The 24,661-nt window shown below is 63.8% G+C and carries 19 protein-coding genes; 12 read left to right on the forward strand and 7 right to left on the reverse strand.

What is annotated here, in order from left to right:
• Positions 1-4: 4 nt before the first annotated feature.
• A complete protein-coding gene (gene zigA / locus E1748_RS05735) occupies positions 5-1,213 on the reverse strand; it encodes a zinc metallochaperone GTPase ZigA (protein ID WP_133646160.1) in 1,209 nt (402 codons plus the stop codon).
• Between the two features lie 204 nt (positions 1,214-1,417).
• Here zigA and E1748_RS05740 point away from each other — a divergent pair, with 204 nt between their 5' ends.
• The 4 genes from E1748_RS05740 (at position 1,418) to E1748_RS05755 (ending at position 6,904) form a co-directional block, all read left to right on the forward strand.
• Positions 1,418-2,290, forward strand: a complete 873-nt coding sequence (locus E1748_RS05740) for a LysR substrate-binding domain-containing protein (protein ID WP_133646161.1) — start codon at positions 1,418-1,420, stop codon at positions 2,288-2,290.
• A 129-nt stretch (positions 2,291-2,419) separates the two neighbouring features.
• Positions 2,420-4,480, forward strand: coding sequence for an alkaline phosphatase family protein (locus E1748_RS05745; RefSeq protein ID WP_133646162.1), 2,061 nt, complete (start codon positions 2,420-2,422; stop codon positions 4,478-4,480).
• A 10-nt stretch (positions 4,481-4,490) separates the two neighbouring features.
• On the forward strand, positions 4,491-4,751 hold the full coding sequence (locus tag E1748_RS05750; RefSeq protein WP_133646163.1) for a hypothetical protein: 261 nt from the start codon (positions 4,491-4,493) through the stop codon (positions 4,749-4,751).
• 26 nt (positions 4,752-4,777) lie between these two features.
• Positions 4,778-6,904 (forward strand): phosphocholine-specific phospholipase C, encoded by a 2,127-nt coding sequence (locus E1748_RS05755; protein WP_133646164.1) that lies wholly within the window; start codon positions 4,778-4,780, stop codon positions 6,902-6,904.
• An 89-nt stretch (positions 6,905-6,993) separates the two neighbouring features.
• Here the strand turns inward: E1748_RS05755 and E1748_RS05760 are convergent, their stop codons facing one another.
• On the reverse strand, positions 6,994-7,449 hold the full coding sequence (locus tag E1748_RS05760; protein ID WP_133646165.1) for a winged helix-turn-helix transcriptional regulator: 456 nt from the start codon (positions 7,447-7,449) through the stop codon (positions 6,994-6,996).
• Between the two features lie 200 nt (positions 7,450-7,649).
• On the opposite strand from E1748_RS05760, the gene E1748_RS05765 reads away from it, so the two are divergent.
• From E1748_RS05765 to E1748_RS05780, 4 genes are all read left to right on the forward strand, one after another.
• Positions 7,650-8,864 (forward strand): fumarylacetoacetate hydrolase family protein, encoded by a 1,215-nt coding sequence (locus E1748_RS05765; RefSeq protein ID WP_133646166.1) that lies wholly within the window; start codon positions 7,650-7,652, stop codon positions 8,862-8,864.
• A gap of 91 nt (positions 8,865-8,955) precedes the next feature.
• Positions 8,956-9,318, forward strand: coding sequence for a hypothetical protein (locus E1748_RS05770; protein ID WP_133646167.1), 363 nt, complete (start codon positions 8,956-8,958; stop codon positions 9,316-9,318).
• Positions 9,315-9,611 carry a hypothetical protein gene (locus E1748_RS05775; RefSeq protein WP_133646168.1) on the forward strand — a complete coding sequence of 99 codons (297 nt, stop codon included), beginning with the start codon at positions 9,315-9,317 and terminating at the stop codon, positions 9,609-9,611. The genes E1748_RS05770 and E1748_RS05775 overlap by 4 nt, the downstream gene beginning before the upstream one ends.
• 24 nt (positions 9,612-9,635) lie before the next feature.
• The gene (locus E1748_RS05780) at positions 9,636-11,270 is read left to right on the forward strand and encodes a PepSY-associated TM helix domain-containing protein (RefSeq protein ID WP_133646169.1); all 1,635 of its coding nucleotides are present in this window, start codon (positions 9,636-9,638) and stop codon (positions 11,268-11,270) included.
• Between the two features lie 71 nt (positions 11,271-11,341).
• On the opposite strand, the gene E1748_RS05785 is transcribed toward E1748_RS05780, so the two are convergent.
• The gene (locus tag E1748_RS05785; protein WP_133646170.1) at positions 11,342-13,543 is read right to left on the reverse strand and encodes a TonB-dependent receptor; all 2,202 of its coding nucleotides are present in this window, start codon (positions 13,541-13,543) and stop codon (positions 11,342-11,344) included.
• A 294-nt stretch (positions 13,544-13,837) separates the two neighbouring features.
• Positions 13,838-16,150 carry an FdhF/YdeP family oxidoreductase gene (locus E1748_RS05790; RefSeq protein WP_133646171.1) on the reverse strand — a complete coding sequence of 771 codons (2,313 nt, stop codon included), beginning with the start codon at positions 16,148-16,150 and terminating at the stop codon, positions 13,838-13,840.
• Between the two features lie 155 nt (positions 16,151-16,305).
• On the opposite strand from E1748_RS05790, the gene E1748_RS05795 reads away from it, so the two are divergent.
• The 4 genes from E1748_RS05795 (at position 16,306) to E1748_RS05810 (ending at position 21,016) form a co-directional block, all read left to right on the forward strand.
• The gene (locus E1748_RS05795; protein ID WP_133646172.1) at positions 16,306-17,718 is read left to right on the forward strand and encodes an aminotransferase-like domain-containing protein; all 1,413 of its coding nucleotides are present in this window, start codon (positions 16,306-16,308) and stop codon (positions 17,716-17,718) included.
• A 27-nt stretch (positions 17,719-17,745) separates the two neighbouring features.
• Positions 17,746-18,012: a helix-turn-helix domain-containing protein gene (locus E1748_RS05800; RefSeq protein ID WP_133646173.1), complete on the forward strand. Its 267-nt coding sequence runs from the start codon at positions 17,746-17,748 to the stop codon at positions 18,010-18,012.
• A gap of 122 nt (positions 18,013-18,134) precedes the next feature.
• Positions 18,135-19,484, forward strand: a complete 1,350-nt coding sequence (locus tag E1748_RS05805) for a YihY/virulence factor BrkB family protein (protein WP_133646174.1) — start codon at positions 18,135-18,137, stop codon at positions 19,482-19,484.
• Positions 19,485-19,864: 380 nt separating this feature from the next.
• Complete coding sequence (locus tag E1748_RS05810) at positions 19,865-21,016, forward strand: porin (RefSeq protein ID WP_133646175.1); 1,152 nt, start codon at positions 19,865-19,867, stop codon at positions 21,014-21,016.
• A 135-nt stretch (positions 21,017-21,151) separates the two neighbouring features.
• Here the strand turns inward: E1748_RS05810 and E1748_RS05815 are convergent, their stop codons facing one another.
• The 3 genes from E1748_RS05815 to pdxR all read right to left on the reverse strand — a co-directional run bounded on the left by E1748_RS05815 (position 21,152) and on the right by pdxR (position 24,660).
• A complete protein-coding gene (locus E1748_RS05815; protein WP_133646176.1) occupies positions 21,152-22,030 on the reverse strand; it encodes a proteasome-type protease in 879 nt (292 codons plus the stop codon).
• Between the two features lie 236 nt (positions 22,031-22,266).
• Complete coding sequence (locus E1748_RS05820) at positions 22,267-22,713, reverse strand: HU family DNA-binding protein (protein ID WP_133646177.1); 447 nt, start codon at positions 22,711-22,713, stop codon at positions 22,267-22,269.
• A gap of 477 nt (positions 22,714-23,190) precedes the next feature.
• On the reverse strand, positions 23,191-24,660 hold the full coding sequence (gene pdxR / locus E1748_RS05825) for a MocR-like pyridoxine biosynthesis transcription factor PdxR (RefSeq protein WP_133646178.1): 1,470 nt from the start codon (positions 24,658-24,660) through the stop codon (positions 23,191-23,193).
• Position 24,661 lies beyond the last annotated feature (1 nt).

Consider the following 24,661-nt stretch of genomic DNA (forward strand, 5'->3'; position numbering starts at 1 on the left):
CTCGTCACTCTTCTTCGTTACGCATACGCCAGAGCGGAAACGGGTCCGGCAGACTCTCCCAGGCCTGCGGACCCTGCGCCATTTCCGTATCGGTCAGCAAACACGCATCGAGCCGCGCGCGCAGCGCCGGTTCGTCCATATCGATACCGATCAGCACCAGCTCCTGCCGCGCATCGCCGACCTGTGAGTCCCACGTCGCGTCGATCATCCGCAGCGCCTCGGGGTCTTCCGGCCAGTACGATTTCGGCACGGCAGCCCACCACAAACCCGCCGCTCCATGCCGGCACACACCGCCCGCCTGCGACCACGATCCCGCGAACGTCGGTCGGCTCGCGAGCCAGAAAAATCCCTTCGAGCGCACAACACCCGGCCATTCGCTTTCGACCAGCGCCCAGAACCGCAGCGGATGAAACGGCCGCCGCGCGCGATACACAAAATTCTTGATCCCGTACGCGTCGGTTTCCGGCGTGTGCTCGCCGCGCAGTTCTTTGAGCCACCCGGGCGCCTTCGATGCCTCGTCGAAATCGAACAGCTTCGTGTCGAGCACGCGGTCGAGCGGCAGCTTGCCGAACGCCGCGATCTCGATGCGCGCACGCGGATTGAGCCGTCGCAGGATCGCGATCAGCCGCTCGCGATCCGCATCGCTGACGAGATCGGCCTTGTTGACCACGAGCACGTCGCAGAACTCTATCTGCTCGATCAACAGGTCGACGACCTTGCGACGATCCTCGTCGCCGAGCGATTCGCCACGCGACTGCAGGCTGTCGCTCGAACCATAGTCGCGCAGAAAATTAAATGCATCGACCACGGTGACCATCGTGTCGAGCCGCGCGATATCGGACAGGCTTTGCCCCTTCTCGTCGGCGAACGTAAACGTTTCCGCGACCGGCAAAGGCTCCGAAATCCCGGTCGACTCGATCACCAGATGATCGAAGCGCCCTTCCTTCGCGAGACGATTCACTTCGAGCAGCAGGTCCTCGCGCAACGTGCAGCAGATGCAACCGTTGCTCATCTCGACAAGCTTTTCGTCGGTACGCGACAGTTCGGCGCCGCCGTCGCGCACCAGCGCGGCGTCGATATTGACCTCGCTCATGTCGTTCACGATGACGGCGACACGTCGCCCCTCGCGGTTGTTCAGGATGTGGTTCAGCAAGGTCGTCTTGCCCGCGCCGAGAAAGCCGGACAGCACGGTGACGGGTAACCGTTCGTTCATGGATGCGCCCCAGGTTCGTTAAACCGCAACTGGATTGCATTATATCGATAACGCAACGAAGTGGCGTTATCGCCGTCAGCGATGACAAACACAACTCAAGCCCGAACCAATCGCGAATGGTCCTTAAGCCATCGTTTTAACAATCACGAAAGCCTGTAACAGGCCTTCCGATATGATTGCTCCTTCCAATTCCGCTGGCCGACCATGCTCGCCTCCCTGCTCCATTCGTTCTACGAAGCTGCCCGGCAAGGCAGCGTGACCGTTGCGGCGAAGGTGCTCGGAGTCAGTCAGCCGACGGTCACCGCGCACATCCGTCAGCTGGAAACGATGTACCAGGTCGAGCTGTTTCATCGGCGCGGCGGCCGGATCGAGCTGACCGAAGCGGGCGCGGGACTGATGCCGCAAGTGCAACGGCTGCTGCAAAACGAGCGTGATATCGATTTCGCGCTGCGCAACGCGAGCCGGCTCGCGGGTCATCTGCGTGTGGGCGCAACCGGGCCGTACTACATCCTGCCGGGCATCGCTGCGTTCCGGCAACGCTATCCAGCGACGGAAATTCGCGTCGTGATCGGCAATTCGCGCGACGTGCTCGATGCATTGATCGACAGCCGCATCGATATCGCGGTGTCGTCGCAATGCGATGATGACCCGCGCCTCGTGCGCCGCACGCTTGCGCGCGATTCGCTGGTGCTGGTCGTGCATCGCGATCATCCGCTGACCCGCGCACGCAAGGCCACGCTCGCCGACCTCAACACGCAGACGCTGCTGCTGCGCGAATCCGGCTCGATGACGCGCGAACTCACCGAGTCCGCGCTGCGCGCCGCCAACGTGCGCCCCGCGACGACAATCGAGATCGGCAGCCGCGAGGCAATCCATGAAGCGATCCGTCACGACATGGGCTGCAGTCTGATGCCGGCTGGTGAAGTGCCAGCGAGTCCCGATCTGCGGATTTTGCCGCTCGAAGGCGACGCGCCCGCGTCGCACGAGTACGTCTACCATCTCGGCGCGCGTTCGGGCGCGCTGCTGATCGACACGTTCATCGCGGTGCTCGCCGCATCGCGCGACGCGCGCACATAAAAAGTCTGATAGCCGCATCCGCCTATTTGCGGAAAACGACACGTCGAGGTCACCCGCCAAACCTAACCTTGCTGCTCCACGACGCCTTACGAGGCGTTTCGTCGAAACATGGGGAGTAAGGAGAAGAAGATGGCAACGTTCATCGGCCGCTGGTCGATCGGTATGGCATTGGCCGCGGCGCTCGGCACGCTCGCGGCCTGCGGCGGAAGCAGCGGCGGCAACGGCGGTGCGACACGCACCAACGCAACGCCGCCCGTCACGTCGACACCGGTCAGCAAGACCCTCGTCGTCGAACTCGACGGCCTCACGTATAGCGCGCTGACCAAGGGGATCGCCAGCGGCACGCTGCCGAATCTCGCGAAACTCACGGTCGCGCCCGCGTACAGCGGCGGCATCGTGAATACCCTTGGCCAGCAGCCGAATCTCGACACGCCGGGCTGGGCAAGCCTCGTCACCGGTACGTGGGCGAATCGCCATCAGGTGAACTCGGATGCGCCGGGTCAGGCATTGCACGCCGACACGTTATTCAAAACGCTGCGTGCGGCGAACGGCGGCAAGGCGGGTGTCGCGGCATCGTCGAGCGGTCTTGCTGCTCTGCTCGCACCGGACCGCAATGCAGGTTACCTCGATGCAGTCACGAACTGCGCGAACGTCGACAGCTGTGTGACGCAGAACGCGCTCACGTGGATCGACGGCGGCTACTCGCTGGTGTTCGCGCAATATCACTCGGCGCAGGATGCCGCGCTAAACACAGGCTTTTCCACCGACTACTCGAACACGCTCGCGCAACTCGACGCGGCGCTCGGCACGCTGCGCGCGGAAACCGCGAAGCGCAGCGGTGAGAACTGGCTCGTGGTGGTCACAGCGAGCCACGGTCTGAATGCAGCCGGCGGTGCAGACGGTCTACCGCTGCTGAACGAAGCGACGAGCTTCGTCGCGCTCAGTCAAACCGCGAACGCGCTCGCGAGCGATTCGAGCGCACCGACGACACTCGCCGCGCTTTATCCGCGCGCCAGCATCGCCGATATCGCGCCGACCGTGCTCGCCAATCAAGGCGCGCTGCCGACGCCCGCGAGCTACGTGATGGACGGCGGTCCGCTCGTCGGCGCAACGCCGGTCTCGCAACTGAACGGCGTCACCGGTGCGGATCATCTGAGCGTCGTGCTGACGTGGAACGCGCCGGCGAGCGGCGCGATCACGGTGCTGCGCGACGGCGCGACGATCGCGACGCTGCCCGCCGGCACCGCGACGTACACCGACAGCAATCTCGGCGTGACCGTGAGCGGCGCGTATCAGTTCAACTACACGGTCGTCGCGGGCGGCACGCCTGCGTCGACCATCGCACAGGCGAACTATGTTGCCCCGCCCCCGCCGCCGCCTCCTCCGCCGACGCTCGCAACCACGCTCACGAATGGCCTCTCGTCGTACTACCCGTTCGGCACGCTGCCGCCGGTCGACCGGATGAGCGCGAGCACGATGGCACCCTGGGCTGCGGATGCCGACGGCGGTTCGCTGACCACCGTGGCCGATCCGTTCGGCGGCAAGGGGCTGCAGGTCGACACGAACATCGTCGACACCAACGGCTTCGACGGCTACAAGCTCACGCAGACGAACGACGTGACGAAGCAGCCGCAGTTCACGCTCGGCACATGGTTCATGACGTCGTGCACGAACGCGACCAGCAACGGCACGCCGATCCTGTCGAACAAGAACTACTTCACCGGCAAGAACGCGGGCCTCGCATTCGGCCTGTTCCCCGGCTCGGGCGGCACGTGCAACGTGCGCTTCAACATCGGCGACGGCTCGGTGCGCAACGACGTGACCAACCTGAACGTCACCGCGAATCGCTGGGTGTACCTCGCGCTGACCGTCGATACCGTCGCGAAGACGATGAACACGTACATCTTCGATCCGGTCCTCGGCGAACAGAAGAGCCTCGGCGTCGCGATGACGATCGACGTGACGAAGTTGCCCGGCCTCGGCGTGTTCGGCCTCAACGAAGACGGCACCGGCCGCTACTTCATGAATTCGTGCAGCGACTCGCCGCCGTACACGGTCGGCCAGTGCGGCGCATCGCCGCCGGACGTGCAGTCGTTCGCCGATCTCGCGATGTGGACCCGCGTCCTGACCGAAACGGAACTGCAGTCGATCTTCGGCTCCGGCAAACCGCTGTCCACTCTCATTCACTGACGGAGCCGCCATGCAACCGATCTCTCTCAACGGATTCCCGAAGCTCGTCGCGGCTGCCGTCGCGCTGACGCTGTGCGCCGCGCTCGCCGCATGCGGCAGCGACAGCTCCTCCAACCCGACACCGGGAAGCAATGCGGCAGCCGGTGCGGGCGGCGCAAGCGCTCCGCAGCCGATCGCTGCCGGCGCCGGTCCCGCGTCCGGACCCTGCGCCGCATCCGGCGCGGCCGCGAGCCAGCCGACGAGTGCAATGCAGCTGCATTGCGCACCGTGACCCCTTCGAGCGAACCGACTTCCGACATGACCTCACTCACTCGTCGCAATTTTCTACGCGCCGCCGCAGCCGGCGCTGCGATCTCAACGTTCCCGCCGGCGATCCGCCGCGCGCTCGCGATTCCCGCGAACAACACAACCGGCACGATCAACGACGTGCAGCACGTCGTGATCCTGATGCAGGAAAACCGCTCGTTCGATCATTACTTCGGCACGCTGCCCGGCGTCCGCGGTTACGCTGACCGGATGACGATTCCGCAGCCCGGCGGCGTCCCCGTCTGGCAGCAAAGCGACAGCAAGCGCACGGTATTGCCGTTCCATCTCGACAGCACGCAAGGCAACGCGCTGCGTGCCGGCGGCGCGCATTCGTGGACCGACGCGCATCAAGCCTGGAACAATGGCGCCATGACGAACTGGCCGCAGTTCAAGGGCGATGTATCGATGGGTTATCTGCGGCAGAGCGACCTGTCGTTCCAGTTCGCGCTGGCGAACGCGTTCACGATCTGCGATGCGTATCACTGTTCGCTGCACGGCGGCACGAACTCGAATCGACTGTTCCTGTGGAGCGGGTCGAACGGGCCGACCGGTTCGGGGTTGTCGGTGGTCAACAACGACGGCTGGGACAGCATCGCTGCATCGACGACGGGCTTCACGTGGACCAGCTATCCCGAGCGTCTGCAGGCAGCGGGCGTGTCGTGGAAGGTCTACGAGAACCAGCCCGACAACTTCACCGACAATCCGCTCGCCGGTTTCAAGGCCTACCGGAAAGTCGTCGAAGCGGTAACGGGTGCGCCGAACACGCCGTACACGGCACAGATCGACGCCACCCAGCCGCTCTACAAGGGCATCGGCAACACGATGCCCGACGGCGGCTTCCTGCAGGCACTGAGCGACGACATCGCCGCCGGTACGTTGCCGCAGGTCAGCTGGATCGTCGCGCCCGCGAGTTATTGCGAGCATCCGAGCACGTCGACGCCGGGACAAGGCGCATGGTACATCCAGCAGCTACTCGATGCGCTGACCGCGAATCCGGACGTGTGGAGCAAGACCGTGCTCTTCATCAACTTCGACGAGAACGACTGCTTCTTCGACCACGTGCCGCCGCCCGACGCGCCGACGCGCAACGCCGACGGAACGTATGCAGGTAAATCGACGGTCGACACGCGCTTCGAATACTTCGACTTTCCGACGCCGCCGGGCAACGGCGGCAACGAGCAGCCCGACGGTCTCACGTATGGTCCCGGCCCGCGCGTGCCGATGTATGTCGTGTCGCCGTGGAGCCGTGGCGGTTGGGTCAATTCGCAGACGTCCGATCACACGTCGGTGCTGCGTTTTCTCGAGCAGCGTTTCGGCGTGAAGGAAAGCAATATCAGCGACTGGCGGCGCACCGTGTTCGGTGACCTTACGTCGGCATTCGACTTCAAGAATCCGAACAGCAGCGCCGTGCCATCGATTCCCGCGCCGGCCAAAGCCGCAGCCGACACGCAGTCGGATCAGCAAAGCGCACTTGGCGCGGCACCGGTGCCGTCGGTCAGCACGCAGCAGATGCCGGTTCAGCCGCCGATGGCAAGAAAGTCGCGTGCGTTGCCGTACGAGCTGCACGTCAGCGCGAACGCGGACGTCGCGAGCGGCAACGTGTGGCTCGTGTTCAGCAACACGGGTAGCGTCGGCGCGGTGTTTCATGTGTACGACCGGCTGCATCTGGATCGCACGCCGCGTCGCTACACCGTCGAAGCGGGCAAAGAACTGTCTGACTCATGGGCGGCGGTCACCGATAACGCCGGTGCGTACGATCTGTGGGTGCTCGGACCGAACGGATTCCATCGCGCGTTCCAGGGCAACATGACGTCGCTCGCGACGGGTCCGGCGCCGGAGATTCGCGTGTGCTACGACGTCGTCAACGACGCGACGTTCGTGACGCTGATGAACACCGGCAAGGCGAATGCGAACTTCGTCGTGACGGCGAATGCGTATCGTGTCGACGGTCCGTGGAGTTATGCGGTGCCGCCGCAGATGCAGGTCGAGCCGTCGTGGAATCTGGGGACCGTCGGCGGGTGGTACGACTTCACGGTCGCGGCCGACAATGGATTCGTGCGGCGCTTTGCAGGGCGGCTGGAGACGGGTCAAGACAGTACGAGTGATCCGGCTTCGTGATGGGTGGGGTTGCATGCGAGATTGCATGCAACCCTGACTTGATCTACCCGGCTTGACGGGTGCTGCGCGATCGCGGCGCCCGTTAAGCCTCAAGCCGCTTCGCGAATCTTGCGCACGTATGTTTGCGCAGGCCTCACCTGTGAGCCATCCTCGCGCGCGACGGGGATCTTGCGCAACGCGCGGCCGCTCACGCGGTCGATCAGCACCGAGTGCTTTTCGCCTTGCTTGAAGAGGTTCGCTTCGCCCCATTGACGCAGCATCACGATCACCGGGAACAGCCCTTCGCCCTGCGAGGTCAGCTGGTATTCCTGATAAGCGGAGCCGTCGGAAGCGGGCACGAGTTCGAACACGTTTTCTTCGACGAGCCGGCGCAGCCGGTCAGTCAACACGTTGCGCGCGATGCCGAGACTCGCTTCGAATTCGCCGAAGCGACGAATGCCGTCGAACGCATCGCGCACGATCAGCATCGACCAGCGGTCGCCGACGATATCGAGTGAGCGCGCCACCGGACAGGCCGAATCGGCCAGACTCTTTCGCTTCGCCATTGCCATCACCTCGTTTGCGTGTGTCGAATCGGTTGTATTTTAAAACACGTCTGCGTTCTACGTATTCTTGCAGCGCGGTTGCAGCGCTGTCTGGAATGCCTGTCCGACATACCGGACGCAGGGATGCAAGCGGCATCCAGGGTACGCATGCTAGGCTAGTCCGATTCGCTACTCATACCGATCCCCGGAGACACCTTGCCATGCCCACGCCTTCCGTTCTCGCCCACCTTCCCGCCGATCTCGACGACGCACTGCTGATCGGACGCGTGTGGCGTCCGGCACCCGCCGACGGTCCGGCGGTGATCGTCGTGCGACATGGCGAAGCATTCGACATCACGCACGTCGCGCCGACCACCGCCGATCTGTTCGATCGTCCCGATGCGGTCGAGGTCGCGCGTCACGCGCCCGGCGAATCGCTCGGTCCCGCCGACGCGCTGCTACACGCGGCGCTCGATGCAGCGACGCCCGCCGCCGTGCCGTCGCGTGCACCGCGTCTGCTCGCACCGTGCGACGTGCAGGCGATCAAGGCATGCGGCGTGACGTTCGCGGTGAGCCTGCTCGAGCGCGTGATCGAAGAGCACGCGGGCGGCGACGCAGCAAAGGCCGACGAGACCCGTGCGATGATCAATCAACTGATCGGCGCCGATCTGTCGAAAATCAAACCGGGTTCGGAAGCAGCCGCGAAGCTCAAGGAAGAATTGCAGCGGCGCGGTGCGTGGTCGCAATACATGGAAGTCGGCATCGGCCCGGATGCCGAAGTGTTTTCGAAGGCGCAGCCGATGTCGTCGGTTGGCTTCGGTGCGAATGTCGGTCTTTATCCGACGTCGCAATGGAACAACCCCGAGCCCGAGATCGTGCTCGCGGTGAACAGCCGTGGCGAAACCGTCGGCGCGACGCTCGGCAACGACGTGAACCTGCGCGACATCGAAGGCCGTTCCGCACTGCTGCTCGGCAAGGCGAAGGACAACAACGGCTCGTGCTCGATCGGACCGTTCGTGCGGCTGTTCGACGGCGCATTCACACTCGACTCGGTGCGCACCGCGAGCGTGTCGCTGCGCATCGACGGTATCGACGACGGCTTCGTGCTCGACGGCGTGAGCCACATGAGCGAGATCAGCCGCGATCCCGAGGATCTGGTGCAGCAGACCTGCGGCGCGCATCATCAGTATCCCGACGGCTTCATGCTGTTCCTCGGCACGATGTTCTCGCCGATCAAGGATCGCGACACGCCGGGCGGTGGTTTCACCCATCATCTCGGCGACGTCGTGACGATCTCGACGCCGACGCTCGGCGCACTCGTCAACACCGTGCGGCTATCGACGCAGATCGAACCGTGGACCTTCGGCGTGCGCGCGCTGTATCGCAATCTTGCGCGTCGTGGGTTGGGCGGGGATATCGCGGCAACCGCAGCGTAACCAACGAACGATCCGGCCGGCAGCATCCATCACGTAATCGCATCGCCACAGGCGGTTTTCCGTCGCGGCGATGCGATTCCCGTGTATGATAATGATTCTCATTAAGACGCCTGCCGTTCTCGACGCCCCGCGCGTCCGCCGGATCATGAAAGACCTGTTGATCGTCGCATCGGCACTCGCCGGTGCGCTGCTGTTCTATTTCAGCGCCCCTCATCAGCGCTGGTTCCGCGCGCCGTGGCGCGCCCGTCCAAGCCGCATTGCCGCCGCCGTATTTTCGATCGCCGCGTTCGCGACCGGCGCGGATGCGCTGCATCCGGCCACGTCGCTGTCGCTCGTCGTCTCGACGATGATGGCCACGTTTGTCGCGTGTCCGCTGCTCGGCGTGCTGATCGAACGACGCAGGTTCAGCACGCGTCAAACCTTGCGTGGCTCGATGCAGGAGCCGGCGCGGTGACGCGCGCTGCGTCGATCGAACGCGACTGGCTGACCAAAACGCTGGCAGGCACCGTGGGCGGTTTCGGTCTTGGCATTGCCGCGAGCGCGTTGCTCGCGTGTCTGTCGCCGGGCGGCCTCGCGATGCCGAACAAGTTTCAGGTCGCGATGTGGCTCGTGCCGCCGGTGTGGATCGCAGTCATCGCGGGCAGCTTCATGTTTCGCAGCGGCCTGCGCGCGTGCGGGTGGCTCGGCGCGGCGAACGTCGCTGCGTTTGCAGTCGTGGCCGCTTGCCGGCACATCATCATCTCCTGATTCTTCTCGAAGGGCCCACCCGATATGCGTAGCGAGGTTCTTCGCGTCTACAAAAGCGTGCATACGTGGACCGGCATTGTCGCCGGGCTGCTGCTTTTCATCGCGTTCTACGCGGGCGCGATCACGATGTTCAAGGATTCGCTCACCGTGTGGACCACGCCGCCGCAAACGCGCGCGCATGCGGCGCCGCTCGATCGCGTGGATGCGCTGATCGACGCGACGCTCGCGGCTCATCCTGCTGCGCGCCGGCAGTTCACGCTCGCGCTCGAAGACGGCGGCGCCCGCCTCACGTGGCAACCGAAACCGGGCGAGCGCTGGAGCGCATCGTTCGACGATGCGGGCCATCTGTTTGCACAGCCGAGCCGTCCGTCGGATGCCGCGCGTTTCATCGACGTACTGCACATGACCGCCGGCGTGCCCGGCAGCTACGCGGTCGGAATGGGCGTGATGGGCGTCGTGTCGATGCTCTACGGGCTCGCGCTGGTCTCCGGCGTAATCGTGTTGCTGCCGACGCTCGTCAAGGATCTGTTTGCGCTGCGTATCGGGAAAAACCTGAAGCGCATGTGGCTCGACGCGCACAACACGATCGGCATCCTGAGTTTGCCGTTTCATGTCGTGATGGCGTTGTCGGTGGTCGCATTCGGTCTGAAGGACAACATCTACGACGTGCAGAACAAGGTCATCTATAGCGGCAAGCTGCAGCCGATGATGGTCGAGCAGAATCCGTTCTTCGCGAAAGCGCCGGCTACGAACGATGCCTCCGTTGCAACAGCGCGCGTCTCCGTGCCCGCGTTGCTCGACAGCGTGCATGCGCGTGCGCCGCATTTCGTTCCGGCGACGCTCTCGTATCGTCATGCAGGCGAACCCGGTGCGACGGTGTTCGTTGGCGGCGACGATCCGCATTTTCTCGCGCGCTCCGGCGGCTTCGCGCTGATGAACCCCGCGAACGGACAGTTCCTGAACGCCGAATTCCTGCCGGGTGAAGGCAACGGCAACACGTGGTCTGCCGCGACGAGCGCGTTCTACGCGCTGCATTTCGGCAGCTACGGCGGCAGTCCGATTCGCTGGAGTTACTTCCTGCTCGGCCTCGCGGGCGCGTTCCTGTTTTACTCGGGCAACCTGCTGTGGATCGAGAGCCGCCGCAAGGCCGCGCGACGCGACGGCCTGCCGGTATCGCAGCGACGCGCGACGTTCGTGATGGCCGCGCTGACCGTCGGTGTGACGCTCGGATGCGTCGTCGGCATCTCGGCGACGCTCGCGGCCGGCAAGCTGTTGAGCGGCCGCGTCGGCGATCTGCATGCGTGGCATATCGGCATCTACTACAGCGTGTTTCTCGCGAGCATCGGCTGGGCGTTGCTGCGTGGCGCAGCGCGTGCGTCGGTCGAACTGCTCGCGCTTGCGACGCTCGCGACTGCTTTGATTCCGTGTGCGAGTTTGCTGGGGTGGCTCGCGCCATCGACGGGTTTGTGGGGTTCCGCGAGCGTCGATGCGCTTGGGGTCGACATCGGTGCGGCACTCGGTGCGCTGTGTTTTGCGTGGATGTGGCGCAAGACCGCGCAGCGGGTTGCGTCGGGTCATACCGATAGCGTGTGGTCGCGGCGTCCGCAGCGGGCCGGTATCGATACGGTGAATGCAGAGGGCGAACGTAGCGCGTCGTAGCGTCGTCGTGCATTCAATAAAAAAGCCGCCGGCTTCGCAGCCGGCGGCTTTTTTTCTGGCAACAACTGGCTCTAGAAGTCGGTCGTCATCGAAAGCAGGAACGTACGCGGCGCACCTTCCGTCAGATAGCCGCCCGCCGTCGACGACCAGTACCCTTTGTTCGCGACGTTACGCACGCTTGCGCGGAACGTCGTCTCGCGGCCGAACAACGCAGTCTTGTAGCGCACGCCGAGGTCGACGCGATCCCATGCCGGAATCGACGCAGTGTTCGCGGCGTCGAGGTATTGCGATCCGGTGTGAATCCAGCGCGCGGTCAGCGTGAGACCGGTCAGCACCGGCACGTCGTATTCCGCACCGAGATTGAACTGGAAGGTCGGCACACCGATCGGCCGGTTGCCGTTCGTCGCGCCGCCGGCCGTGTCGAGCAGTTCGCCGTTGATGTACGACGCGCCCGCCAGCAGTCGCACACCCTTGTACGGTTCGCCGTGCACTTCCGCCTCGAGTCCGCGATGCCGCTCGTTGCCGTTCGCCGCGAAGATGCGCGTCGTGCTGTCGGTATAGGCCGACGGCTGCTCGATCTGATACGCGGCAAACGATGCGCCAAGGCGCTGCGTGTCGTACTTCACGCCGACTTCGTATTGCTTCGAGCGATACGGTGCGAGCGTCTGGCCGTAGTTGAGCGCGGTCGACGGCGCTGCGGCCCCTCTCGCGAGCGCTTCAGTCCGGTTCGCGAAGAACGCGAGATTCTCCGACGCCTTCACGACCAACCCGAAGAGCGGCGTCGTGACGCTGTCGTCGTAGTTCGCGTTCTGCACGCCGGCGTAGTCGAAGCCGTTCTGATGGATCGATTGATGGCGCGCGCCGATCGTGAACAGCACACGATCGTGCAGGAAGCCGAGCGTGTCCGATACCGCGACGCTGCGCATCAGCGTCAACGACGTCGTACCGGGATCGCCGAGATCGCCTCCGACGTATTTGTCGGCAGGACGCGGCAGGTTCGGCGTGTTGTAAAGATCGGTCGCGACCGTGCCTGACAATGTATAGGCAGAGCGGCTGTCGATACGCGTGATCGATGCACCAGCCGCGACCATGTGCGTCACCGGCCCCGTCGCGAAATGCCCGCGTACGCCTACTTCGCCGCTGACCGCATCTTCCTTGTGCGGTACGCCGAGCCGCGACAGCGTCGTCGTGCCGGCTGCGCCGTTGTAGGTCGGCGACGCGTAATCGCCATGCTCGTTCGTGTGGCGTGTGCCGCCCGCGACGTAAGCGGTCCATGCCGGCAGAAAATCGTATTCGGCGCGCACGATGCCGACCGTGTCCTCCAGATCGCTGAACGACCACGACTGCGCGTAGTTGTGCGTCGCCGACGGCACCGCCGGAATCTGGCTGCCGGTCACGTAGACCACCGGCCGTCCATCGTCGACCCGTTGCCGCTGATAAAGAAAATCGCCGTACAGACGCAGCTTCTCGCCGCGCCAGTCGAGCGACACGGCGGTCGTGTCGTTGCGTCGATGTTCGCCGTCGATGCTGGTTTCGCCATCGCGGTTCGCCTGGTTCACGCGAATGCCGAATTGCCCTTCGCTGCCGAAGCGGCGCCCGATGTCGACGCGTGCGCCGAGCTGGCCGGAGCCGCTGCCGTCGACGGTGACACGCGTGAGCGGCTTGTCGTCTGCGCGCTTGAGCTGCAGATTCACGCCGCCGCCAATCGCCGAGCCCGACGGCGACGCGCCGTTCAGAAACGCATTCGCGCCCTTGAACACATCGACGCGCTCGAGCGCCTCGGTCGACACGAGCTGACGCGGAGTAATGCCGTAGAGACCGTTCAACGACACATCGTCGCCCTGCAGCACGAAGCCGCGAATCACGAAGACCTGCGAGAAATTGCCGTAACCGGACGACACGCGCACCGCTGCATCGTTGTCCAGCACGTCGCCGAGCGTTTCGGCCTGCTGATCTTCGATCAGCTTCGACGTGTAGGTGGTCATGCTGAACGGCACATCGATCGTTTTCTGCTTGCCGAGTACGCCGAAGTCGGCACCTCGCGCGACCTGGCCACCGGCATAGGTCGGCGCGAGATCGCCGGGCAGTTCGACCGCGGTCGCCTGCACCTTGACGGCGGGCAGCACGGCGCCGGGTGCGGGATCGGTCGTGGTGGACTGCGCCAGAGCGGGAATCGAATAGCCGAAGGCAAGAGAGATGGCAGTGCTGATCGCGAGCCGGCTGGCCGCGAGTTTCGTCGGATGAACCGGCGAAAGGAAACGGGAAACAGACATGTTGACGAAAACGGGTTGGTCGAATTGTCCGTCCCAGGGCGCTAACGGAATCTGGGCGGCGCTTTTCTTAGATTGGCTCGCCCTTCTTACGGAACGCGAACTGAAATCTTATATATGACTAACGAGTATATCGCAAATGAGAATTGTTTTCATCTATAAAATGTTCAAGGTATGAGCAAATGCCCACATCGACCCTCGCATCGGCCTTTCTCGTAGGGCGAAGTGCTACGCACGCAATGCAAAAAGGCCGCTTCACAGCGGCCTTTCGCTCCCTTCAAACCGCTTTCTCGCGACTCAGGCGGCGACCGCCTCGACCGCTGCCGACAACAACACGGGAATCGATTTCGACGTCGGCGTACCGGCACCGTCGGCGACCGATTCGAGCGGTACGAGCGGATTCGTCTCCGGGTAATACGCACCGAGACAACCGCGCGGAATGTCGTATTCGACGAGCAGGAAGCCGTCGACGCGACGCTCGACGCCGTCGTCCCACACGCTCGTGATGTCGACGCGCTGCCCCGCGACGAAGCCGAGCATAGCAATGTCCTCGCGATTCGCGAACAACACGCGACGCTGACCGAACACGCCGCGATAGCGATCGTCGAGACCGTAGATCGTCGTGTTGTACTGATCGTGCGAACGGGTTGTCATCAGCGTCATCAGACGCTCGCCGTGACGGTTGCGCGCGCGGTGGATCGGCGTATCGACGGCGATCGCGTGCACGAGGAACTGCGCCTTGCCGCTCGGCGTCTTCCAGATCCGGTCGCGCGATGCGACGCCGAGATGGAAGCCACCGCGTTGCTTCAGGCGCTCGTTGTAATCGTGGAAGCCGTCGATTACTTTCGCGATGCCGTCGCGAATCAACGCGTAGTTCTTTTCGTGCGCCCGCCAGTCGACCTTCGCGCTGCCGAGCGTCGCCTGCGCCATCCGCGCGACGATCGCGATTTCCGACAGCAGGTTTGGCGACGCGGGCCGGTTCATCCCGTACGAGATGTGCACCATGCTCATCGAGTCCTCGACGCTCACGCCCTGCGCGATCCCGTCCTGCAGATCGATCTCGGTACGGCCGAGCGTCGGCAGAATCAGTGCGTCGCGACCGTGCACGAGATGGCTGCGGTTCAGCTTCGTCGTGATGTGCACGGTGAGGTCGCACGAACGCATCGCGTCCCACGTGCGCGGCGTGTCGGGCGTCGCAATCGAGAAATTGCCGCCCAGGCCGATGAACACCTTCACCTTGCGCTCGAGCATCGCCTGAATCGTGTTCACGACGTCGAGACCGTGCTCGCGCGGCGGCTCGAAATCGTACGCGGCGCCGAGCGCGTCGAGGAACGCGTCGGTCGGCTGCTCCTCGATGCCCACGGTGCGGTCGCCCTGCACGTTCGAATGGCCGCGCACCGGGCACAGCCCCGCGCCGAGCCGACCGATATTGCCGCGCATCATCATCAGGTTCGACAGCAGTTGCACCGTCGGTACCGAATTCTTGTGCTGCGTGAGCCCCATGCCCCAGGTCGAGATCACCGCGCGGCCACGCACATAGATGTCGGCGAGCTTCAGCACGTCGTCGAACGGCACGCCCGATTCCGCGACGATCGTGTCCCAGCTTTCCGCGCGCAGATCGTCGGCGAAGGCATCGAAGCCGACCGTATGCTCCGCGATGAACGCGACGTCGAGCACACGCTCGAGGCCCGACACGCGCGCTTCGTCGTCGAGCTCGATCACGCGTTTCGCGACGCCCTTGATCAGCGCAAAATCGCCGCCGACCTTCGGCCGGATGAACACCGAGCTGATCTTCGTGCTGCTCATCGTCAGCATTTCGACCGGATGCTGCGGGCTCGCGAAGCGTTCGAGGCCGCGCTCTTTCAACGGATTGATCGACACGATGGTCGCGCCGCGCTTCGCACATTCGCGTAGTTCGCCGAGCATCCGCGGATGGTTGGTCGCCGGGTTCTGGCCGAACAGCAGCAGCGTGTCGGCGTGCTCGAAATCGTCGAGCGTTACCGTGCCCTTGCCGACACCCACCGTGTGCGGCAGGCCACGACTCGTCGCCTCGTGACACATGTTCGAGCAATCGGGGAAATTGTTGGTGCCGTACATCCGCACGAACAGCTGGTACAGGAACGCGGCCTCGTTGCTCGCGCGGCCCGACGTGTAGAACGCGGCGCGATCGGGATCGTCGAGCGCATTCAGATGCTTTGCGATCAGCGCGAACGCATCGTCCCATTCGATCGGCACGTAGCGATCACGCGCCGCATCGTAGACGAGCGGATCGGTCAGGCGGCCATGCTGTTCGAGCTCGAAGTCCGATTGCGCCATCAGCTCCGCGACCGTGTGCGCTTCGAAGAACGCAGGCGTCACGCGCTTGCCGGTCGCCTCGGCGGCCACTGCTTTCACGCCGTTTTCGCAGAACTCGAACGTCGATGCATGTTCGCGGTCGGGCCACGCGCAGCCGGGGCAATCGAAGCCGTCCGGCTGATTCTGCGCGAGCAGCGTGCGGTAGTTGCCGCCTGCGACCTTCTCCTTGATCAGGTTGACCGCGACGTACTTCAGTGCACCCCATCCGCCGGCAGGTTGCGTGTACGGTTCGATCCGGGCTTCGGGCTTCTTCATGGTGATTTACTGAAACGATGGGTGCGCTGTGTCGATGGATCCATCCTACTGTGTTCCAAAACTCACCCGGCACACAGAAAATGTGAAATCCGAGGAGTACAGTTGCGCCGATCTGGCCTACACTCAGTGCTGTTCTTCTCTCGCCATCGGATCCCGTGAAACTCTACGAACAGCTCGCCGACGAAATCGAAGCCGCCGTGCAGCGCGGCGTGTTCGCGGCCGGCGAGCGGATTCCGTCGGTCCGTCAGGCGAGCCAGCAACACGACGTCAGCATCAAGACCGTGCTGCGCGCGTATGCGTTGCTGGAAAGTCGCGGCATCGTCGAGACCCGGCCTCAGTCCGGCTACTTCGTGCGCGAACAGCCGCGGCCGCGCAGCGCGCACCCGCCTGCCGCGCAGACGCCGGCGGTCGCGGCGGAAGTCGACGTAAGCCGGCTCGTGCTGTCCACGCTGCGCAGCATCGGCAGCCGCGATGCGCTGCCGCTCGGCTCGCCGTACCCGGACGCGTCGCTGTTCCCCTGGCGCAAGATCAACCAGTACGCGAACGCGATCGCACGACGCCATGCGAGCTGGAACCTGATCAACGATCTGCCGCCCGGCAATCCCGAACTGATCCGTCAGATCGCGCGGCGTTACGCGGAAAACGGCGTCCCCGTCGATCCCGACGAAATCATCATCACGGTCGGCGCAACCGAAGCGATCAACCTGAGCCTGCAAGCGGTGGCGAAACCAGGCGACACCGTTGCCGTCGAATCGCCGACCTACTACGCGATGCTGCACGCGATCGAACGGCTCGGGATGCGCGCGATCGAAGTGCCGACGCATCCCGTCGACGGCATCGATCTCGACGTGCTCGCACAGATCATCGATAAACGGAAAATCGCCGCGTGCATGGTGATGCCGAATTTCCAGAATCCACTCGGTTTCCAGATGCCCGACGAACGCAAACGACGGCTCGTCGAGCTGCTCGCCGCGCACGAGATTCCGGTCATCGAAAACGACGTGTACCAGGAGCTCTATTTCGGCGACGCGCGTCCCTCGACACTGAAGAACTTCGACACACGCGGACTTGTCTTGCATTGCGCGTCGTTCTCGAAGAGCCTGACGGCGTCGTACCGGATCGGCTGGGCCATGCCTGGCCGCTATCGCGCGCAGGTCGAGAAGCTGAAGTTTCTCAATACGTTGACGACGCCGTCCGTGCCGCAGGTGGCGATCGCGGACTATCTGCGGCAGGATGGCTACGACCGGCATCTGCGGCATGTGCGCAAGATCTATCGTCAGCAGGCGCGGCTGATGGCAGCGATGGTGCAGCGATTCTTTCCCGACGGTACGCGCACGTCATCGCCGCAAGGCGGATATGTGCTGTGGGTCGAACTGCCGCCGCGTGTCGATTCGATGCGGCTCTATCAGGCAGCGCTCGCGCGCGGCATCACGATCGGGCCCGGCTACATGTTCTCGACGCGCAACGATTTTCGTCATTTCATCCGGTTGAATTACAGCTACCCTTGGACGACCGAGATCGAGAGTGCGTTGAGGACGCTTGGGGAACTGGCGGCGCAGGTGGGCTGAACACCGATGCCCGAGTAAGGAGACACAATGAACGACACAGTCGACCCCGCCCTCGTCGCGATACTCGCGCAGCTATGGCGCGCGGAACAGGAAACGCCGGGCAAGGCATGGTCGCTCGCCAAACTGGCGAAGCAGGCGGGATTGCCGATGAGCGGCCTGCGGCGTCAGCTGACCGCGCTCGTCGACGGCGGTATCGTCGATACGACGTTCACCGAAGACGGTACCGGCACCGCATGCCTCACCGATGCAGGACGGCAACTATGCGCCGATGTGTTCGCGGGACCAGAGGCGTGACCTGCGTCGATACGGTGTAAAGGACACCGCGCGCAACCGCACTTGCTATAGTTCGACAGGCATGGTGCTTGCGCTACGCAGGCTGACTCGCCGCCGACAGGCGTCACGACCCCGACGGGAAAATCACCATGGACACGCTCTCATCCGACAAGCTGCAGACAGCGGCCCGCAGGCAGGCATCGTGGGCCGTCGGCGCGCTCCGGCAATTCTCCGACAACCGATGTGCGGCGATGGCCGCGGGCATCGCGTTCTATGCGGCGTTCTCGCTTGCGCCGACACTCGTGATGGTGATCGCCGTCGCCGGCTGGTTCTTCGGCGCCGAAGCAGCGCGCGGCGAACTGTTCCGCCAGGTGCATGGCGTGCTCGGCAACGAAGCGGCCGCCGGCATTTCGACGATTATCGAAAACGCCCATCGCAGCGGTAACGCAGGCGGCATCGCAGCGATCATTTCGTTCGCGATGCTCGCGATCGGCGCGTCGGCGACGTTCTCGTCGCTGAACAGCGCACTCAACATGGTATGGCCACCGGTGCGGCCGCGCGCATCGAGTGTCGTCGCGCTCGTGCGCGTGCGGCTGATCTCGTTCAGCCTCGTGCTGGGCGTCGCGTTCCTGCTGATCGTGTCGCTCGTGCTCGATACCGCGATCACGTTCATCGGTCAGTGGCTGTGGGGCAACTCGCCGTACGTGATCATCGGCAACGTGTTGCAGTTGATCGTCGGCCTGTTCGTGCTCGCAATCGCGTTCGCGGCACTCCTAAAGTTTCTGCCCGATGCGATCGTCCGCTGGCAGGACGCGATGGTCGGCGGTCTCGTTGCGGCCGTGCTGTTTTCTGCCGGCAAGAAACTGTTCGCGCTCTATCTCGCGCACGCGGGCATGGCGAATTCGTTCGGCGCCGCTGGGTCGCTGGCTGTGTTGTTGATGTGGTTGTACTTCTCGGCGGCGGTGCTGCTGCTCGGTGCCGAATTCTCCGCCGCGCGCGGACGGATGCACGATCCGCGCGGCGCGTGGGGCCTACAGGACAATGAGCCGCCACCCGGCAGCCGCGCGAAGCTCGCGTCGGTTCTTGCGGCATCGACGGTCGTGACCCAGGCGCCACGTCGTCTCGACGAACCCGCGACCCTCGCCGCAGATCCATCACCCGCACCGACGACATCGACACAGCCGTTGCGCGATGCAGCACCGTCCGTCCCGGTGTCGCCGCGAACCTCACAGCGCGTGGCGACAAACGGCGCAGTCCGTTTCGGCCGCACGGTCGTCCGCGTGGAAAACCAGGCAACGCGAGCCGCGGCCGCCACGCTCGTGCAGGCCGGCCGCAAAGCCGTAGCCGCCGATCGCTACGTCAAGCGACATCCGTGGGGCTCGCTGCTGCTTGCAGCCGGCGCGGCGCTCTTCGTGACCACAGTGGCTGGCCGGCGCAACGGCGAAAATGGCGAAAGCGGATCAAACCGCGCCGCAGCCAACGACGACCGCTGACGCTCCCATCCGGCGACCTAGTCCCGTTCAAGCCGCCTGTCCAGTGCTTCTTTCGACAGTCGCGACCAGGTGGCTAAAAACGCATCAAAAGCCACGGTTCGATTGCCCAGCGACTGGACAAGTGCATTACGCCCTACTTTCAGTAGCACGCCATATCAGCAAGGATTGCGGTCATCACCACCAACAAAACAACAATAATGCGAAATTGGCGATGCAATATTGTGAAATTAGAAATAGTCACCAAAAGTCTTGATAGACAAGGCTTAGCGCCGCTTGTCACATTTTGGAGACAATGATTTTTTTTCGGTTCTTACAGTTGGACACACTGCGTTATTCTCCTTTTCGCAACAACGAAACCAATCATCTGCGTGGAGAAATGGATGAAACGAATCGCACTATCTACCCTCTCGCTGGCCCTCCTGGGCGTCACCGGCGCGGCACATGCGCAAAGCAGCGTCACACTGTACGGCTTGATCGACGAGTCGATTCAGTATGTGCATCACGCTGACCTCAACAACAACAACCTGTACCAGCTCTATTCGGGCAACCTGCAAGGCAGCCGTTGGGGCCTGAAGGGCACCGAAGATCTGGGTGGCGGCCTGAAGGCAATCTTCCAGTTGGAAAACGGCTTCAATCCGAACAACGGCAAGCTCGGTCAAGGTGGCCGCATGTTCGGCCGTCAGGCGTACGTCGGTTTGACGCACGATGCGTACGGTACGGTGACCTTGGGTCGTCAATATGACCCGCTGGTCGACATGGTCCAACCGCTGACGGCAGATAACTACTTCGGCAGCACGTTCACGACCCCGGGCGACGTCGACAACAACGACAACAGCTCGCGTACGAACAACGCAGTCAAGTACACGTCGCCGGTATTCGGTGGCTTCCAGTTCGAAGGCATGTACGCGCTGGGCGGCGTCGCAGGCCAGACGGGCTCGAACCAGACGTGGTCGGGTGCGGCAACGTATGCAACGGGTCCGTTCAGCGTTGCAGCCGGCTACATCCGCATGGACAACAACAATTCGTCAGTCCTGCGCACCGGCTGGAACAGCACGTCGGACGGCACGTTCGACAGCCAGATCAACAACGCATACCAGACGGCCAAGTCGATCGGCATCGCATCGCTGGCAGTTCAGTACGTCACGGGTCCGCTCACGTTCAACGTGCGTTACAGCAACGCTCAGTACAAGTCGGATGCAGCATCGGCATTCGGCGGTACCGAGAAGTTCAACGTTGGCGCTGGCTACGTCGGTTATCAGCTGACGCCGGCTATGCTGCTGGGTCTGGGCTACACGTACACGCACGGCAACGGCGATACGAACGCGACCTACCATCAGATCTCGCTGGGCGGCGACTACTCGCTGTCGAAGCGTACCGACCTGTACCTGGTCGGCGCGTATCAGCACGCGAGCGGCAGCCAGCGTACGGCAAACGGTGTGGTCGGTGCAGGTGCTTCGATCGCCGACTACGGCACGGATTCGAACTCGACGGGTTCGGAAATCGTCAGCCTGGGCATCCGCCACAAGTTCTAAGCATCGCGTCTGCGGCTGAAGTATCGAGCTGCAGCAAAGCCAGCCTGAGGCGCAAGCCGAAGGCTGGCTTTTTTTATTTGCGCGAATGGATTGTGAGGGCCGCTGGGCACGTTGGAAGCCAACGTGCCCGCGTAGCTACCGCCGAGCCTTCTGCTGCGCAGCCTGCGCAAGCGTCTGCTCGGGCATCGCGTCAGCGGCGCTGGACGTCGTCGCGCCGGGCCCACGATACGTCACCGGCCCACGATCGCGCTGCGGCAGCGGCACAGGCGCCGCGTCGCGCCAGTCGGGATCGGGAATCTCGCCGAAGATCTGACGCAGCCGCTCGCCCCACGTGCGATGGATCATCGCGTAATACGCGTTGTCGTGATCGATCGACACGAAGCGCGTCACGCGCAGCGCATCCGTTTCGTAGACCAGCAGATCGAGCGGCAGCCCCACCGACAGATTCGAGCGCAGCGTCGAATCCATCGAAATCAGCGCGCACTTCGCGGCCTCGTCGAGTGGTGTAGTCGGCGTGAGCACGCGATCGATGATCGGCTTGCCGTACTTCGATTCGCCGATCTGGAAGTACGGGCACACCGTCGACGCCTCGATGAAATTGCCCGCCGCGTAGATCATGAAAAGCTGCGGCGCGTGCGGCCTGTCGCCGTCGACACCGATCTGCCCGCCGAGAATGAAACTGCAGTTGAAGTCGACACCGAACTCCTGCAGCGCCGCCGCTTCACGCTGATGAATCGCACGCACCGCATCGCCGACGACGCGCGCCGCATCCGCCATCGTGGCGACGCTCCACAGCGTCGGGCGACCGTCGTCTGACGGCTCGTCGAGTTGATGCAGCACTGCCTGGGTCAGCGACAGATTGCCCGCACAGAGCAACACGAGCACGCGCTCGCCGGGCTGCTCGAAGACGGCCATCTTGCGCGCCGTGCTGATGTGATCGACGCCCGCATTGGTCCGTGTATCCGACAGGAACACGAGGCCGTCGTCGACGCACATGGCAACACAGTAAGTCATGGGTTCATCCGGTGAGAAAAGACGCGTTATTGTAATGCGGCCGCGTCGGTCGAAGCCGGCGCGCGTCTGCTGCAACGCCGGTTCATGCAAAAAGCCGGCACCGTGTCACACGCTTCATCGCGCCACTCAATATCGAGCATCAATAAAAAATCCCCGCGGGCTACACCCGCGGGGATCGCGTACTGCCGGCAGTGAATGAAGGCCGACGCATGAAGCGGCGACATTCATCCGTCCGTTCAGGCAGCCGCTGCGTCCTTCAGCTTCTTCAGCGCACGTGCCTTGATGCGCACGCTAGCCGGCTTGGCCGGGAACCAGCGCTCTTCACCCGTGAACGGGTCCTTGCCGAAGCGCTTCTTCTTCGCCGGCACTTGTTGCGCGACGATCTTCAGCAGACCGGACAGCGTGAATTCGCCAGCACCCTTCTTGTGCACCGCGCCGAGGATCGTATCTTCGAGCGCAGCCAGGATGGCCTTGGCAGCCTTCGGTTCAACACCAGCGCGTTCTGCGACGTGAGCAGCCAGCGAGGCCTTCGTGAAGGTGTCCTTGATCGGCGACAGTGCGCCGGACGCCTTCACGGCGACCTTCTTAGCTGCGGCTTTCGGCGCAGTTGCTTTCTTCGCAGCAACCTTTTTGGTAGCTGCAGGAGCGGCCTTCTTGGCCACCTTTTTTGCGGAAGTCGGCATGTTTCTCCTACCTGTAGTGGTCAGTGAAATGCACGAAGCGCACACGGTATGCGCACGCTTCAACGCCGGATTCTACAAGCGCTGCGGCGTTTCGCGCGAATCTTTTGTGTTCGAAAACCCGGTTTGTTGCGTGGCGCAGACTCCCTGACGCATTTCGATGCCTGTTTTAAGGGGTAAACGTGGGTTCGCTCTGCTCGCTCGATGTCGCGCGTCGTTACCCATCCTGTCAAAAAGCCCATGAAAAATGGGCTTTTTACGATCTACCGACTGACTTCGGGTCGCGTTGCATTCCTTCAATCGCGACTGATATCCGTGCTCGGTACCCGGCGTGACGATTTGCCGCCGCGATCGACGATCGCGAACGCGCGGCAAAGAAGCGACTGTCGATCCGAAGCCGTCGCGCCCATCCATGCCTGATCGCGGATATGACTGTCGGCCGGCTGCACGACCCGAGCATTGCAACCGGTCACGCAGTTTTCACCGGCGTACGAGCGCAGGCATCAGTTGCGCGAGCCGGCCGAGCGCCGCGTCGATATCGTCGGCAGCAATCCCGCCGTAGCCGAACAGCAAGCCCGGACGCGGCGGCGCGCGCACGTAAAACGGCGTCAGCCCATAGAGACAGATCGACGCATCGCGCGCGGCAGCGATGAGCGTCGCTTCGTCGAGCGGCACCGTCAGACGCGCGGCGAGGTGAATGCCGGCATGCGGCGCGATCGGTTCGAACCACGGCGCCAGGTCGCCGCGCAGATGCTCGAGCAAACGCGTGCGACGTGTCGCGTAAATCTTGTGCATCCGGCGCAGATGCTTCGCGAAGTGTCCATCGAGGATGAAGCGTGCGAGCGCCGTCTGCGTCAGCGTGCAGCCGTGCCAGTCGCCGACCTGACGCGCCTTGCGCAACGGCGCAAGCAGCGTCGCGGGCGGCACGACGTAGCCCATGCGCAGCTCGGGCAGCATCGTCTTCGAAAACGTGCCGACGTAGGCGACGAGTCCGGCGCGATCGAGGCTTTTCAGCGGCTCCATCGCGCGGCCTTCGAAGCGGTATTCGCAGTCGTAGTCGTCTTCGACGATCAGCGCACCATGCTGCTGCGCCCACTCGAGCAGTTCGACGCGGCGCTCGAGACTCATCGGCATGCCGAGCGGAAACTGATGCGACGGCGTCACGTACACGAGCCGCGCGCGCTTCGGCAACTTCGAAACGATGAGCCCCTGCGCGTCGACCGGCACCGCGACCACTTTCGCGCCGAGTGCCGCGAAGCAGTCGCGTGCCGGCGGATAACCCGGATCTTCGACTGCCGCGACATCGCCAGGACGCAACGTGATGCGCGCAATCAGATCGAGCGCGTGCTGCGCGCCCTGCGTGACGAACACGTCCTCCCAGTTGCCGGGCACCGCGCGACTGAACGCCAGATAACGCGACACCGCGAGCCGCAGATCCTGCTCGCCGGCAGTCTCGCGATACATGCCGCGACCGCGCGTCTGCACGCGCAACGCGTGATTCACGCAGCGGCGCCATGCGTCGAACGGAAACAGCGTCTTGTCCGTCACGCCGCCGATAAAGTCGTAGCGCCCTTCCGTGTCCGGCTGCGGCATCGGAGGCGCGCGTAGCAACGCGTCCCAGACCGGCAACGCCTTCGCGCGCGGCTTCGACTGCGAACGCGCCGCAGCGGCCGCACGGGCCTGCGCAGAGCTTCCGGCAGGCAGCCGGCCGAGTCCTTCCGCGACGAACGTGCCGGCCCCCGCACGCGACACCAGATAACCTTCGGCGAGCAGTCGCTCGAACACGTCGAGGGTCGTCTTGCGGGACACGCCGAGCCGGCCAGCAAGATCGCGCGTCGACGGTAAACGCGTGCCGCCCGCGAGCCGCCCCTCGACGATCCCCGCCCGCAACTGCCGGTAGATCTGTCCGGCGAGATCGTGCCGCCCTTCGATCGCGAGATGAATGTCCATT

Source organism: Paraburkholderia flava (assembly GCF_004359985.1).
Classification (GTDB): domain Bacteria; phylum Pseudomonadota; class Gammaproteobacteria; order Burkholderiales; family Burkholderiaceae; genus Paraburkholderia; species Paraburkholderia flava.

Coding starts and splice junctions, on each gene's coding strand:
- zigA (WP_133646160.1), bottom strand. CDS start 1,213: ATGAACGAACGGTTACCCGTCACCGTGCTGTCCGGCTTTCTCGGCGCG.
- E1748_RS05740 (WP_133646161.1), top strand. CDS start 1,418: ATGCTCGCCTCCCTGCTCCATTCGTTCTACGAAGCTGCCCGGCAAGGC.
- E1748_RS05745 (WP_133646162.1), top strand. CDS start 2,420: ATGGCAACGTTCATCGGCCGCTGGTCGATCGGTATGGCATTGGCCGCG.
- E1748_RS05750 (WP_133646163.1), top strand. CDS start 4,491: ATGCAACCGATCTCTCTCAACGGATTCCCGAAGCTCGTCGCGGCTGCC.
- E1748_RS05755 (WP_133646164.1), top strand. CDS start 4,778: ATGACCTCACTCACTCGTCGCAATTTTCTACGCGCCGCCGCAGCCGGC.
- E1748_RS05760 (WP_133646165.1), bottom strand. CDS start 7,449: ATGGCGAAGCGAAAGAGTCTGGCCGATTCGGCCTGTCCGGTGGCGCGC.
- E1748_RS05765 (WP_133646166.1), top strand. CDS start 7,650: ATGCCCACGCCTTCCGTTCTCGCCCACCTTCCCGCCGATCTCGACGAC.
- E1748_RS05770 (WP_133646167.1), top strand. CDS start 8,956: ATGATTCTCATTAAGACGCCTGCCGTTCTCGACGCCCCGCGCGTCCGC.
- E1748_RS05780 (WP_133646169.1), top strand. CDS start 9,636: ATGCGTAGCGAGGTTCTTCGCGTCTACAAAAGCGTGCATACGTGGACC.
- E1748_RS05785 (WP_133646170.1), bottom strand. CDS start 13,543: ATGTCTGTTTCCCGTTTCCTTTCGCCGGTTCATCCGACGAAACTCGCG.
- E1748_RS05790 (WP_133646171.1), bottom strand. CDS start 16,150: ATGAAGAAGCCCGAAGCCCGGATCGAACCGTACACGCAACCTGCCGGC.
- E1748_RS05800 (WP_133646173.1), top strand. CDS start 17,746: ATGAACGACACAGTCGACCCCGCCCTCGTCGCGATACTCGCGCAGCTA.
- E1748_RS05810 (WP_133646175.1), top strand. CDS start 19,865: ATGAAACGAATCGCACTATCTACCCTCTCGCTGGCCCTCCTGGGCGTC.
- E1748_RS05815 (WP_133646176.1), bottom strand. CDS start 22,030: ATGACTTACTGTGTTGCCATGTGCGTCGACGACGGCCTCGTGTTCCTG.
- E1748_RS05820 (WP_133646177.1), bottom strand. CDS start 22,713: ATGCCGACTTCCGCAAAAAAGGTGGCCAAGAAGGCCGCTCCTGCAGCT.
- pdxR (WP_133646178.1), bottom strand. CDS start 24,660: ATGGACATTCATCTCGCGATCGAAGGGCGGCACGATCTCGCCGGACAG.